The sequence below is a fragment of the Acetobacterium wieringae genome, from assembly GCF_023700225.1.
In the GTDB taxonomy this organism is placed as follows: Bacteria; Bacillota; Clostridia; order Eubacteriales; family Eubacteriaceae; genus Acetobacterium; species Acetobacterium wieringae.
In genome coordinates this window covers 2535625-2549681 of sequence record NZ_CP097897.1, presented here as the reverse complement: position 1 = coordinate 2549681, position 14057 = coordinate 2535625, and the positions used below count along the sequence as shown (strand labels likewise).

General features: G+C 46.2%; 11 protein-coding genes. 10 read left to right on the top strand and 1 reads right to left on the bottom strand.

Translation table 11 applies throughout. The features are described 5' to 3' along the window. The first annotated feature begins 3 nt into the window (after positions 1-3). From leuB to CHL1_RS12335, 7 genes are all read left to right on the top strand, one after another. Positions 4-1065, top strand: a complete 1062-nt coding sequence (gene leuB, locus CHL1_RS12365) for a 3-isopropylmalate dehydrogenase (RefSeq protein ID WP_228882895.1) — start codon at positions 4-6, stop codon at positions 1063-1065. A 188-nt stretch (positions 1066-1253) separates the two neighbouring features. Next, a complete protein-coding gene (gene ilvD, locus CHL1_RS12360) occupies positions 1254-2918 on the top strand; it encodes a dihydroxy-acid dehydratase (RefSeq protein WP_250933178.1) in 1665 nt (554 codons plus the stop codon). A 119-nt stretch (positions 2919-3037) separates the two neighbouring features. Further along, complete coding sequence (ilvB, locus tag CHL1_RS12355; protein ID WP_250933176.1) at positions 3038-4699, top strand: biosynthetic-type acetolactate synthase large subunit; 1662 nt, start codon at positions 3038-3040, stop codon at positions 4697-4699. 358 nt (positions 4700-5057) lie between these two features. After that, positions 5058-7790 (top strand): methyl-accepting chemotaxis protein, encoded by a 2733-nt coding sequence (locus CHL1_RS12350; protein WP_250933174.1) that lies wholly within the window; start codon positions 5058-5060, stop codon positions 7788-7790. A 307-nt stretch (positions 7791-8097) separates the two neighbouring features. Further along, positions 8098-8775 (top strand): L-fuculose-phosphate aldolase, encoded by a 678-nt coding sequence (locus CHL1_RS12345; RefSeq protein WP_250933171.1) that lies wholly within the window; start codon positions 8098-8100, stop codon positions 8773-8775. Further along, complete coding sequence (locus CHL1_RS12340) at positions 8747-9829, top strand: GGDEF domain-containing protein (RefSeq protein WP_250933169.1); 1083 nt, start codon at positions 8747-8749, stop codon at positions 9827-9829. Before CHL1_RS12345 ends, CHL1_RS12340 begins: the two co-directional genes overlap by 29 nt. A gap of 139 nt (positions 9830-9968) precedes the next feature. Further along, complete coding sequence (locus CHL1_RS12335; RefSeq protein ID WP_250933167.1) at positions 9969-11201, top strand: chloride channel protein; 1233 nt, start codon at positions 9969-9971, stop codon at positions 11199-11201. Positions 11202-11276: 75 nt separating this feature from the next. Here the strand turns inward: CHL1_RS12335 and CHL1_RS12330 are convergent, their stop codons facing one another. Continuing rightward, positions 11277-11822 (bottom strand): HdeD family acid-resistance protein, encoded by a 546-nt coding sequence (locus CHL1_RS12330; RefSeq protein WP_070372800.1) that lies wholly within the window; start codon positions 11820-11822, stop codon positions 11277-11279. 201 nt (positions 11823-12023) lie between these two features. Between CHL1_RS12330 and CHL1_RS12325 the strand changes: the two genes are divergently transcribed. The 3 genes from CHL1_RS12325 to CHL1_RS12315 are packed head-to-tail and all read left to right on the top strand — an operon-like array spanning position 12024 to position 14053. Continuing rightward, on the top strand, positions 12024-12440 hold the full coding sequence (locus CHL1_RS12325) for a DUF6325 family protein (protein WP_250933165.1): 417 nt from the start codon (positions 12024-12026) through the stop codon (positions 12438-12440). Continuing rightward, on the top strand, positions 12441-12743 hold the full coding sequence (locus tag CHL1_RS12320; protein ID WP_070372798.1) for an SHOCT domain-containing protein: 303 nt from the start codon (positions 12441-12443) through the stop codon (positions 12741-12743). Between the two features lie 14 nt (positions 12744-12757). Beyond that, entirely contained in the window at positions 12758-14053 is a 1296-nt protein-coding gene (locus CHL1_RS12315) for a cation:proton antiporter (protein WP_250933163.1), read from the top strand. Positions 14054-14057 lie beyond the last annotated feature (4 nt).

Genomic DNA, 14057 nt, shown 5'->3' with positions numbered 1-14057 from the left:
CAAATGAATTATAAAATAGCCGTGATTCCCGGAGACGGAATCGGACCTGAAATTGTCGGAGCCAGCATCAAAGTTTTAGATAAAATTGCTGAAAAATTCAACCATACCTTTAATTATACCGAAGTATTAGCTGGCGGAGCCGCCATCGATGCTTGTGACAACCCATTACCCCAGGAAACCGTGGACATTTGTCTGGCCAGTGACGCCGTGCTGTTGGGTGCCCTGGGTGGGCCAAAATGGGACAATCTGCCGGGTGATAAACGACCGGAAGCTGGTCTGCTGGGTCTGCGAAAAAGTCTGGGCCTGTATGCCAATCTGCGACCAGCCATTCTTTATGAAGAATTAAAGGCGGCTTGTCCGCTGAAACCGGAAATTATCGGTGACGGCCTGGATATTATGGTGGTTCGGGAGTTGACCGGTGATGTCTATTTCGGTGAAAAAGGCCGGGACGGTGATGAAGCAGCCTGGGATATTATGAAATACAGTCGGCCAGAAGTGCTGCGGATTGCCAAAAAAGCCTTTGAAATTGCTATGAAGCGTGGGAAAAAAGTGACCAATGTCGATAAAGCCAACGTTCTGGAAGTTTCCCGCTTCTGGCGCAGTTGTGTTGAAGAAGTGGCCAAAGACTACCCGGAGGTCGAACTGAACCATTTGTATGTGGATAACGCCGCCATGCAGCTGGTCATTAACCCCAAACAGTTTGACGTGATTGTGACCGGTAACCTGTTTGGTGATATTTTATCCGACGAAGCCAGCATGATCACCGGGTCCATCGGGATGCTGCCATCTGCCAGCATGGCTGATGGCAAGTTTGGTATGTTTGAACCGATTCATGGCTCGGCTCCCGATATTGCCAACCAGAATAAAGCAAATCCGATTGCCACCATCGTCTCGGTAGCGATGATGCTGCGCTATTCTCTGGATCTGACGGCGGAAGCCGATGCCATTGAAGCCGCCGTTCAAAAAACCCTGGCTCAGGGCTACCGCACCGGTGATATCTTCAGTGAAGGCATGACCCTGGTTGGCACCGTTGAAATGGGCCAGAAAATAATCGAAAACCTTTAGAAATTTCTGAACGAACATAAATTTCGGTTTGTAGTGGCGGTTGTCAACCGCCTGCCGCCCCGGTAATTCAAATCAAAAAATATTTATTTTGTAGGGGCGAGGGTCTGACCCCTTGGTCATCCGTGATCGCCCGCACCCTCAATTCGAGTTATTAGAAAATATCAAAACCACAACAGAAAGGATATCAAATGAAAAGTGATCGTGTAAAAAAAGGCGTCGAAACAACGCCACAACGTTCTTTATTCAAAGCTATGGGTTATATTGACGAAGAACTGGAGCAACCTTTAATCGGGGTGGTCAATTCCTTTAATGAAATTATTCCCGGCCATATCCATTTAAATACCATCACCAAAGCCGTCAAGGAAGGTGTTCGCATGGCCGGGGGAACCCCCATTGAATTCCCGGCTATCGGTGTTTGCGACGGCATCGCCATGGGTCATGTCGGAATGAAATATTCGCTGGCGTCCCGGGAACTGATTGCTGATTCCATTGAAATCATGGCCACCGCTCATTCCCTTGATGCGCTGGTTTTGATTCCCAACTGCGATAAGGTGGTTCCTGGTATGCTGATGGCGGTAGCCCGGCTCAATATTCCCGCCGTGTTTGTCAGTGGTGGGCCAATGCTCACCGGTAAAGCGGTGGGTCAGAAAGACACCGATTTAAATACCGCCTTCGAAGCGGTGGGCGCTTTTAATGCTGGCAAAATTGATGAAACTGAGCTTAAATCGTTTGAAGATTCGGTTTGCCCGGGTTGCGGCTCCTGCTCCGGAATGTTTACCGCCAACAGCATGAACTGCCTGACCGAGGTGTTGGGCATGGGTCTGCCTGGCAACGGCACCATTCCCGCGGTATTTGCGGAACGGGTGCGACTGGCCAAAAAAGCCGGGATTCAGGTCATGGAAATGTGGAAACGGGATATCAAACCTCGGGACATCATGACCGATGCCAACTTCAGAAATGCTCTGGCCTGTGATATGGCCCTGGGCTGTTCCACCAATAGTATCTTGCATTTACCAGCCATTGCCAATGAAGCCGGGGTCTGTATCGACCTGCAGGAAGTCAACGAGATTTCCGCCAAAACCCCCCACCTGTGCAAACTGGCCCCGGCCGGAAATCACCATCTGGAAGATCTATACTTTGCCGGTGGGATTCAGGCGGTTATGAAAACGCTGGCCGATGCCGATCTGATCGATACCAGTTTAATGACGGTGACCGGCAATACCATTGCTGAAAACCTGACCGGTGTCTACAATAAAAACCCGGAAGTCATCCGTCCACTGACCAAGCCTTACAGCCCCACCGGTGGACTGGCGGTGCTCTTTGGCAACCTGGCCCCCGACGGTGGCGTGGTCAAACAGGGGGCCGTGGCTCCGGAAATGTTAAAACACGAAGGCCCAGCCCGGGTGTTTAACTCCGAAGAAGAAGCGACTGCTGCCATCAAGGCCGGCAAAATTGTGGCTGGTGACGTGGTGGTGATCCGTTATGAAGGCCCCAAAGGCGGCCCGGGAATGCGGGAAATGCTGTTCCCAACCTCGGCCATTGCCGGGATGGGACTGGATAAGGATGTCGCTTTAATCACTGATGGTCGTTTCTCGGGTGCCACCCGGGGCGCCTGCATCGGTCATGTCTCGCCGGAAGCAGGCGGCGGGGGCACCATCGGTTTAATTGAAGAAGGCGACATCATTGCCATTGATATTGTCAATCGTTCTCTGGCCGTTAAGGTCGACGATGCCGTTCTGGCTCAGCGTAAAGCCGCCTGGGTACCGCTGGAGCCCAAGATCAAAACGGGCTATCTGTCCCGCTACGCCCGACTGGTAACCTCCGCCTCCACCGGCGCCGTCTTTGAAAAATAATACCATCTCTTAACTATGAACAACGATATACATCATGGTTCGTAGGGGCGATCCTCGATCGCCCGCAAACGACCTGATAAGCTAACTAATCTCAACCAAAACAGAAAGGAAGTGAAGATTTGAATAACAAAGAATTATTATTAGGGTCGGAAATCACCGTCCGCTGTCTGGAAGAACAGGGCATCAAACATGTCTTTTCATTCCCCGGCGGGGTGGTCATTCCATTATTTGACGCCTTTTACCGACTCGACCATGATATTACTGAAATTGGCCCCTGTCACGAACAAAATGGGGTTCACGCCGCTGATGGCTATGCCCGAACCAGTGATACGGTGGGGGTCGCCATTACCACCTCTGGCCCTGGTGCGACCAATGCCATCACCGGAATTGCCAATGCCTATCTGGACTCGGTGCCCCTGGTTGTCATCACCGGACAGGTGGCTTCGCCTTTGCTGGGCAAGGATTCCTTCCAGGAAATTGACATCACCAGCGTGACCATGCAGATTACCAAGCATAATTATCTGGTTACCAATGTAGAAGACCTGGCCGACACCATTCGGGAGGCTTTTGTCATTGCTCAATCGGGACGGCCTGGCCCGGTTGTAATCGATATTCCCAAGGACATCTTCCTGGCCAAAACCGAATACCAGAAAATGTTTATTCCCAAGCTGCGCCAGATCTATCCGGACATCAAGGAATCAAAAATCTTAGAAGCGGTAACCGCAATTAACAAGGCCCAGAGACCAATGATCTATGCCGGTGGCGGGGTGCTTAAATCCAAGGCCCAGGTCGAACTGCTGGCCTTTGCCGAAAAATCCGGAATTCCGGTGGCCAACTCGCTGATGGGCTTGGGGGGCATTCCCCGGGATCACCAGCTGTCAATGGGTATGGTTGGCATGCACGGCTTCCAGGAAACCAATCTGGCGGTTATCAATTCTGATTTGTTGATTGCGATTGGCGCCCGCTTCAGCGATCGGGTTACCGGTAACTGCGATGCCTTTGTCCGCAATAAAACGATCATCCACATCGATGTCGATCCCACTGAGTTTGCCAAAAATATTCCGGCTGAAATTCAGATTCAGGGCAATATCAAAGATGTGCTGCCACTATTGACCAAAGACATTGAAGAAAAGACCTATCCGGAGTGGTATAAAAGAATTAAAGAATGGGTTATCCCCTGTGCCGAAAAAGGAGATTACCACCCCAAGAACATTCTCAACACCATTAATGCCGCTTATCCGGAAGCCTTTGTGGTCACCGAGGTGGGCCAGCATCAGATGTGGGTGGGCCAATACTGGAACGTCAAGCGCCCGGCCCAGTTTATTACCTCCGGCGGTTTAGGCACCATGGGCTATGGCCTGGGGGCATCCATTGGCGTTAAGCTGGCCAATCCCGATGCCGATGTGCTGCTGGTGGCCGGGGACGGCAGTTTCCGGATGAACTGTCAGGAACTGATCACCGTCAGCAAGTATAAGATTCCCTTAAAAATCTTCCTGTTTGACAACGAATCATTAGGGATGGTCCGGCAATGGCAGAAGCTCTTTAGCGACAAACGCTATGCCCAAACCGACATCGTTCAATGTACCGACTACATCATGTTGGCCGCTGCCAGTGGTATCCCTGGTTACAAGGTCACCAACATGGAAGAACTGAATCAGACTCTGGAAGCAATCAAAGATCAACCGGGGCCCTTACTGGTTCATGTCAAGATCTCCAACGAAGAAGGGGTTTACCCGATTGTCCCGGCTGGCTGTGCGATTGACGAGATTTATTACGAATAGATTACTTGCAAACAATAAAAAACAAAAGAAGAAACTTTGCCGATGGAGTAGCGACTCTTAAGCAAAGTTTCTTCTTTTTTGTAGTTGCGAATAAGAAATCAATACAGATAATAAATATTAGTTATTATTAAATAGCAATAGTATTTCAATAATAAAAATTGTATAATAATGATTAAATAATAAGTATAGTGTTTTTTATTAACTGACACGGCGGTGTAGTGAGGCAAAAAATGATTTAGTTTTGAAAGGAGCGAAAATCTGTTTCGACTACGAAAAAAATTAACACTGACTAAAATTAAAACCCAAAAATGCATCAGCAAAATTTTTTATCAATACTTCAACAAAGGAGCGAAGCAAAATGAAATGGATTTATGATATGAAGATCACCCAGAAACTGGTAAGCAGTTTTATATTGGTGGAGCTGGTGGCAGGGATTGTCGGATTAATAGGCGTGCTTAATCTTTACAAGATTAATTCCTCCTACATTGATTCCTACAATAATGTGACCACTGCCCATATGAGTACCGGAAACCTGCTTTCTAGTCTGGAAAAAATGAGATATCAATTAGTGGATATGGTTTTAGAATCCGATCCAAACGAAATTAAAAAAGATGCAGAGGAGATTGTCGCCGATAAAGAAATGATCAGCTCCTCAATGGATCAATTTGAAGCGACAATTGTAAAAGAAGAAGTGCGGGCAGAATTTGCCAAGCTAAAAGAAACCATTGCCGATGCTGAAAAACAGATTGATACAGCAGCCGATCTGGCAGCAGAAAACAAAGATGCAGAAGCCTTGGCAATGCTTGATGAAACGGGATTACTGACAGCATCTTTTGAAGCTGCGACCACAGAAATGGGTGAGCTTATCAAAATGAAGGTTGATTCCGGAGAAGTCCAAATCAGTGAGAACACGGGTGACACCAATACGGCAGTTACCCTTATGTCGATTATAACAGCTTTAGGGATGACCATTGCCATTGCCCTGGGTATTTTTTTAAGTAAAATTATCGGAAAACCCATCCAAAAGGTTTCTGAAGGTCTAAAAGAGATGAATCAGGGCCATTTTATGATCCGACTTAAGATGGATCGAAAAGATGAAGTCGGCGAAATGGCAGATGCATTGGATACTTTTTCAGAGAGCATTCAAACCGTGATTGTCGGTACATTAAACGATGTATCGGCTGGGGATGTCAGTGCCAACATTGTACCTCGGGATGATCAGGATGAATTGGCGCCAGCGCTTAAACAGATCATTGAAACCATTCGGGCACTGATTGCCGAAGCAAATAATCTGTCAGCTGCTGCCGTGGAAGGAAGACTGAACACCAGAGGTGATGCATCGGCTTTTACCGGTGGATATAGAGAAATCGTTGAAGGCGTAAATGCGACGCTGGATGCGGTGGTCGGGCCGCTGAATGTCGCTGCTGACTATGTGGAGCAGATCAGTCGGGGAATTATTCCGCAAAAAATTACGGATAACTACAATGGTGATTTTAATATCATAAAAAACAATTTAAACACCTGTATCGAAGGGTTAAGTGCATTATCGGAAGGTAAACGGATTCTTGAAAAGATGAGCGTAAATGATTATTCCGAAGAAATGACCGGTCAGTATCTGGGAATTTACGCCGATATTGCAAAAGCCATCAATGCGGTGCATGAACGTCTGATTAGGGTGGTTAATGTTGCTACGCATATTGCGACCGGAGATATGAGTGATCTGGAAACATTGCAGCAGATCGGCAAGCGAAGCGAAAATGATACCCTAAACCCCAGCCTGATTGCCATGATTAAAAACATTTTAAACCTGGTTCAGGAAACAGAAAGTATGGCCAGTATTGCCGTTGAAGGGGATTTGGCAAATCGGGGTGATGCCTCTAAATTCCAGGGTGAATTTGCCAAGGTCATCGATGGCTTTAATCAGACCTTGGATGCCATCATACAGCCACTGACAGAAGCAGCAGAGATTCTGGATTTGTTATCCACCGGAAATCTGAAAATTACAATGGCTGGTGAATACAAAGGCGACCATGCCAAGATCAAGAAGGCTTTAAACAATACGATCGTCTTCTTAAAACGCTATGTCGACGAAATTTCAGAAACTCTGGAAGCCATGGGACAGGGTAGCTTAAATCAGGAAATTACAAGCGAGTATCTGGGCGATTTCCTGCCGATCAAGATCTCCCTCAATGCGATTAATGACAAACTCAGCCAGACCATGCAGGAGATCAATGATGCCGCTGGACAGGTGGAAATGGGGGCCAGACAGATTTCGGATGGTGGTCAGAATCTGTCGCAGGGAACCACGGAACAGGCCAGCGCGATCCAGGAATTAACGGCATCGATTGAAGAAGTCGCCGGAGAAACTAAGCGAAATGCCATGAATGCCAATCAGGCCAATGAATTGGCCGTAAGAGTCCGAAAAAATGCCGAAGTGGGAAATGATCAGATGGAAAAAATGGTTACCGCCATGGATGAAATCAGCGAATCCTCCAATAATATTTCAAAAATCATCAAAGTGATTGATGACATTGCTTTCCAGACAAATATTCTGGCCTTGAATGCTGCTGTGGAAGCAGCCCGGGCAGGACAGCATGGCAAAGGCTTTGCAGTAGTGGCAGAAGAAGTTAGAACGCTGGCGGCCAGAAGTGCTGAAGCTGCAAAAGAAACCACGGGTCTGATTGAAGGCTCCATCGACAAAGTGGAAGTAGGCACCCGGATTGCCGATGAAACAGCTGAAAGTCTCAAAGAAATACTGAATGAAATTGAGCAGGTAACCAGTCTTGTAGGTAACATTGCCCAGGCATCCAATGATCAGGCATCGGAAATAGCGCAGATTACCAAGGGCATTGAACAGGTTTCCCAGGTGGTGCAAACAAATTCGGCCACGGCTGAAGAAAGTGCTGCAGCCAGTGAAGAATTATCAGGTCAGGCTGAAATGCTCAAACAAATGGTTGGCGCCTTTGAATTAAAACGTATTGGCCAGACGCAAAAAATACAAACTCGATTGGAGGAAAAAAAGGCGGTCAAAATCGAAGCAGATCTTTCCTTTGAGCCCCAAATTGTGCTGGATGACATCGACAAATATTAAAATACAGAATAATTGGTGATCAATCTGATCGTGAGAACAGACAGAGGAAGTCATCAGAAAAACCAGGAACAGATAACAACAAAGCCTTGCCGATGCAGTCAAACAGGATTGATCGGCAGGGCATTTTTAATAGATTGAGCTGATAAATAGGATGATAGTTGTTGCCGGTGGTAAAAATTTTGACACATCATGCGCCACAGGTTGTCTAGCCAAATTCGCTGTGTTAAAATATAAAAATAGTGCATAAAAAAACGATTCTGTTGTTTTACAGCCTAAGTAAACGATAGCCAAGTAAGAAGGTGATAAGGTGCTATTACAAAAAGAACGGCAAGATGTGGTAAGCTATTGCCGCAAGATGATTACGTCCGGATTAACCAAAGGAACTGGTGGCAACATCAGTATTTTAAATCGTGAACGAGGTCTGATGGCAGTCAGCCCCAGTGGCATCGATTATTTTGAAACCGTAGCAGAAGATGTGGTGGTGATGGATCTCGAGGGGAATATTGTCGATGGCAACCGCAAGCCCTCCAGTGAGTATGAACTGCATCGGATCTTTTATGTCAGACGGGATGATATTGCAGCGGTGGTTCACACCCATTCGGTTTATTCCACCGTCCTGGCAACCCTGCGCCAGCCCCTGCCAGCGTCCAGTTACCTGGTGGCCTATTCGGGCTTGGATGTGCGCTGCGCCGATTATGCCTCCTTTGGCACCCGGGAACTGGCAGAAAAAACTTTTGAGGCGATGCAGGATCGTTTTGCGGTGTTGATGGCCAACCATGGTTTATTGACGGGCAGCAAAGATATTCTCAATGCCTTTAACATTGCCGAACAAATTGAGCATTGCGCCGAGGTTTATGTAAAAGCCCGGGCCATTGGCACCCCGGTGATTCTGGGTGAGGATGAAATGGCAAGGATGGTCGTCAAGTTTGGCCGTTTCTACGGTCAGAAAGTGTCCCATGATGAATCAGATGAAAAAGATGAGTGAGGAATCGATGGAAAAAAGCAAGAATCTGACACGTCTGGAAAAAAATTACCTGGAAAAGAAAAAAACGGCGACAGAAAATAAAAAGCTTTCGGGGCTTAAAATTGGGATTTGCGTAATCCTCTTTATAACCGTTATTTTTCTTCAGGTGCGGCTCTCAGCCTTAAGTAATATCGCCGGAGTTATCGCACAAATTCAAGTGATGGTGTCGGTTTATCTGGCGGTCGCGGTACGGGATAAAGGCTACTTGATTGCGGTGGGTATAAATATTTTAGCCTCGCTACTGGTACTCTTCGGGGTGGTAATCGGCCGGGGGAATCTGGAGGCAATCCCGGGGGTGGTGGTGCCCCTGTGTACCATCATCACGATCAGTATTATTTCTTTTTATGAGCATAGTTTCAATGCCAAATTAAGTGAAATAACCGAACAAAAGAGGGAACTCAGTGCCCTCTACGACGAATTGGCCAATTCGGAAAAAGAATTCTTACAACAGAATGTTAAGTTGAAGGAACTGAACCGCAAGATGAAGCAGCGGGAGGTGCGGCTTGATTATCTGGCCTTTACCGATGTTTTAACCGGACTGCCAAACCGTGAGATGCTGATTGGTAAGCTTGATGCCCTGGTTGACCGCTATCAGGAAGAAGCGGCACAGTTTGCTGTGGTGTTTATCGATCTGGATAATTTTAAAAAAATTAATGATTATAAAGGCCATTATATTGGGGACTTGCTGCTAAAAGCCATTGCCGATAAAATAAAGAAGATTATTTTTCAGGAGGACATGCTGGGACGTCTGGGTGGCGATGAATTTACGCTGATTATTCAACGTGATCTCACGGAAATAGAAATTTTAGAGTATGTTGAGAAAATTCGCACGGCACTGCTGGAGACCTTTGTCATTGAGAATATGCAATTAAATATCAGTGCCAGCTTCGGGATAGCACTTTACCCCCGGGATGGAATCACCACGGCAGAACTGCTGAACTATTCGGATAGTGCCATATACAAGGCCAAAGAATTTAGCAAGAATCGAGTACAATTCAGCACCGAACGGCTGTAGCCGTGGTGCTTCTAATTTTAAAACGCGATGGATGCGATTGCGAGTTTGGGTAAAATTAGGGTATAATGACTTTAATAACGTCATTGGCGACGGGTAACAAGCGGGCGCTTTGTGACGTGAACGCATCAGGAGGTGAAACGTGTGGCTTGAGCTGAAAAAGAACCTGGTGATGATTCTGGTTGTAGGTTTTTTAGGCGGAATCATTGGGGGGATCACCTGGCTGATTCTCTTTTTATTAAATCATGGCATTGAAATTATCTGGCATGTTATCCCGGAAAATCTAAATTTAACTGCTTATCCGTTGGTGGTTTGTGCGCTGGGAGGGGTGCTGGTCGGCTTATGGGAAAAACGCTTTGGCCCCTATCCCAGAGAACTTTCGGAAATCATGGCGGAGGTAAAAAGCGGAGAAAAGGTTCCCTATAATAATCTCCATATTGTTGGGATGGCGGCACTACTGCCTCTAGTTTTCGGTGGCAGTCTGGGGCCGGAAGCCGGGCTTTCCGGGATTATTGTGGGCTTATGTTTCTGGTTTTCAGACAAACTGAAATTTGCCCTGGCAGAAGTGGATGAAATCGCCGAAATTGGGATGGCAGCCACCATTGGCGTCATTTTTAATTCACCCTTATTTGGGTTTGTCAATCAGATTGAGGATGACGGCAGTGTAAAAAAAATACCAAAAAATACCAAGATCTTATTGTATTTTGTGGGAATTCTTGGTGGGCTGGGGGCATATCGGTTATTGTCCCATGCAATCGGTGGCGGACCGGGTCTGGGAAATTTTCCGGATATTAAAACCCTGGGAACCAATGAATGGACACTGGTGATTCCCCTGGCTCTGGCAGGGAGTCTGTTGGGGATGCTTTATTTCATCTTTAAGAGCATTGTCAAAAAAGCCATTCATCCGCTTAAAGACAAGGTGGTGGTGAAAGCGGTGGTAGCCGGTGTGATTCTCGGCGGGGTGGGGATATTTTTACCCTACACCATGTTTTCCGGAGAACACCAAATGACGGGACTGATGACGGGCTGGGAAAGCATTGGTGTCGGGCTACTCTTTGTAACTGCCATTGTCAAACTGCTGATCACCAATATCTGCCTGGAACTGGGCTGGCGGGGTGGCCATATTTTCCCAGTAATTTTTTCCGGGGCAGCAATTGGCTATGCGTTTGCGATTTTACTACCCATCGATCCCATTTTTTGTGTGGCTGTGGTTGCTTCTGGTCTCACCGGAGCAATCCTTCGAAAACCATTGGCGGTAATTTTATTATTGCTGATTATGTTTCCCCTGAGTGCGATTATTCCACTGGTGATTGGCGCTGTGATTGGTAGCGCCATTCCGGTTCCGGGATTTTTGGGACTTGATCAAACAGAATAAAAAAAGATCTGGGCGCTGAGCTCAGATCTTTTTTTTAAGCGTATACAAAAAAGTAACAGTTTTTGGATACAATACTTATTGCTCTGCAGGATGGCTTGACATGGTGGAGGCAAATAGGGCAATTCCACCAACGATTAAATAAATCCCGGCAATGATTGAGAATGCAAACAGCATAACATAGGGATTAAAGAGGAAGAAGAAACCCAGGATGGTATTGATGATCCCAGCTGCCAGCAGCCAGCCGGTACCAGAACCGCCCTGCTTTTTCATTACCGAAGATGCGGTGATCTGATTAATGCCGGTGAATAAGGTCATAAAGGCCAGCATAAAGCCGAAGGTCTCAGCCCGGGCCAAAGCTGGTGCAAAGACAAGCAGAAAACCAAGAATGACGGCCATGATTCCGGAAGTCAGGCTCCAGCCATTTTTAACTTCACTTTTGGCATAGTCATAAATCATAAAAACACCGTAAATCATTAACCCAATAACGAAGATCCAGATCATCATGTTGACAAAGAACTGCGGTGCAATAAAGACCCCGATTCCAAGCAGAACCATAATAATTGAAGCTGCGATTCCCAGACCTTTATGGCCTTTTGTTACATTACCTACAACGTTTTCCATTTTTCTACCTCCAGGTTAAAAATAATTTCAATAAGCTGATCTATAAATGCTATTAATATAATGCCCATTTTTAATAAATTAAAACAAAAAAATTATTTTTGTGAAAAAACGTTTTATTGGGTAAATAAAAAAGTAGTATACAAGAATTTAAAATAAAAACATGGATCGTATATCATTGCGATATACAGAAGGGAGAAACAGATGCGTGGTCCAATTGATTACATTGTTTTGGAGTTTGAAGGGAACCAGTTTAAAGGAGAGGTGCTGAGTGCCTTAACCGATGCGGTCAGCAAGAAAATAATCAACGTACTTGATCTGGCGGTGATTCTAAAAGATGAGAACGGGAATGTAGTGTCATTGGAACTGAATAATCTGGATGGTGAACTGGCCCAATCCATTGCTGCTCTGCACCGGGAAAAAGCGGGGTTGATTTCCATGGAAGATACCGAAGAAGTTGGTGAGGTACTGGCACCCAACAACGCCGCCGGGTTATTGATCATTGAACAATTATGGGCAAAGGATCTTAAACGGGCCCTGATTAATGCTAATGGAAAACTGGTTTCAGAAGGGCGAATCCATCCGGATGCCGCCGAATTGGATGAAGAGGAGGAAAATTAAATGGCCGGATTATTAAGAGGAGTAGCCAGAACTGCCGTTGTGGCTGGAACGGCCACAGCCGTATCAAATAATGTCAGTCGTCGCCAGGCCCAGCGGTTTGCCCAAAAAGATCAGCAGGCTTATGCTCAGCAACAGCAACAAGCCTATCAACAGCAGCAGGTTTCTCAGCAGCAAAGCTACCAGCAGGATGTGGATTTTGACGAACAACTGGCTCAATTAGCCAAGCTGGGTCAGCTTCGTGATCAGGGAATCTTAACGCAACAGGAGTTTGAGGCCAAGAAGCGACAAATTTTAGGCGTTTAACGGATAACAGATCGATGTATAATTTTAATGAACTGCTGATTCTATTTACGGTGGTGCTTTTTTTGGTGGTGGTCTTTAGCTTTATCAATGAAAAAACAATCAAACTACCCTATGAAATTGGATTGGTCGTTTTTGGATTCGGTTTTTGTCTGATTCTGATCCTGCTTCAACAGCTGCATGCCTTGACATTGCCGGAAGAATTGCTGGATCTGGTCAAGCAGTTCAATTTCAATGATTTTCTGATTCATGGGGTTCTATGTTTCATGCTTTTTAGCGGCGCCTCCCGGATTAAATTCAATGACTTTGATGAGGATAAGTTTTTAATTGGTAGAATGGCAATCATTGGAACGATGGTATCAATTCTTATTTATGGCAGTCTTTTTTACGGATTGGCCTATTTATTTCAGCTAAACATGAGTTTTCTGGAGGCCTTGATTCTGGGATCGATTGTGTCGCCATCAGATCCCATTTCAGCCATGAGCATCCTCAGCAAGGTGGGCCTGCCCCACCGATTGTCTTTGATTATTGAAGGCGAGTCACTGTTTAACGATGGGGTAGCGGTGGCAATTTTTGCCACCCTGATGAGTATTCTTGAACAAACCGGCACCGAACTGACCCTGGTCAGCTTTGTCTGGGGGCTGTTTGCCGATATTCTAGGGGCGGTGGCGGTTGGACTGATCGTTGCACTGTTGTTGTCAGTGGTCTTTAAACAGACCAAAAACCGATATATTAAAATCTTTACCAGTATTCTAACGGTGATGACGGCTTATCTGATCTGCGAATATCTCGGTTTTTCCGGGCCGATCGCGGCCGTCATCTGCGGACTCTTTTACGCTACCGGAATTGCCCGCTTGCAAAAACGGGGGATGGATGAGGAAATCCAGGAAATCCATGACCTGTTTTATGATTTCTGGGGAGTGATCGATAACCTGTTAAATGGGGTTCTGTTTTTACTGGTAGGGCTTTTGTTTGTGGATATCCGCAATCTCGAAGGATTCTCCAATCTGGGGATTTTGATCATTCTGATTGGTTCAATATTAATCAATACTATCGCCCGAACCGCTGGTGTATTCGGAAATGTGGTCTTTGTAAAAAATCTACCATTAAAAATGTCAAAATTCAGTTTTACGGTATTTTTCACCTGGGCTGGCTTAAAAGGAGGGCTTTGTCTGGCACTGGTCATGGGTACGGGGACTTCGCTGGCGGCGGATACCTACAGCATTTTTCTGATTGCCACCTATGCCATTGTGCTGTTTACCACGGTATTTCAGGGACTCACCGTGGGTAAGGCATATGAGCGATTGAAATAATAAG

Coding starts and splice junctions, on each gene's coding strand:
- leuB (WP_228882895.1), top strand. CDS start 4: ATGAATTATAAAATAGCCGTGATTCCCGGAGACGGAATCGGACCTGAA.
- ilvD (WP_250933178.1), top strand. CDS start 1,254: ATGAAAAGTGATCGTGTAAAAAAAGGCGTCGAAACAACGCCACAACGT.
- CHL1_RS12350 (WP_250933174.1), top strand. CDS start 5,058: ATGAAATGGATTTATGATATGAAGATCACCCAGAAACTGGTAAGCAGT.
- CHL1_RS12340 (WP_250933169.1), top strand. CDS start 8,747: ATGATGAATCAGATGAAAAAGATGAGTGAGGAATCGATGGAAAAAAGC.
- CHL1_RS12330 (WP_070372800.1), bottom strand. CDS start 11,822: ATGGAAAACGTTGTAGGTAATGTAACAAAAGGCCATAAAGGTCTGGGA.
- CHL1_RS12325 (WP_250933165.1), top strand. CDS start 12,024: ATGCGTGGTCCAATTGATTACATTGTTTTGGAGTTTGAAGGGAACCAG.
- CHL1_RS12320 (WP_070372798.1), top strand. CDS start 12,441: ATGGCCGGATTATTAAGAGGAGTAGCCAGAACTGCCGTTGTGGCTGGA.
- CHL1_RS12315 (WP_250933163.1), top strand. CDS start 12,758: ATGTATAATTTTAATGAACTGCTGATTCTATTTACGGTGGTGCTTTTT.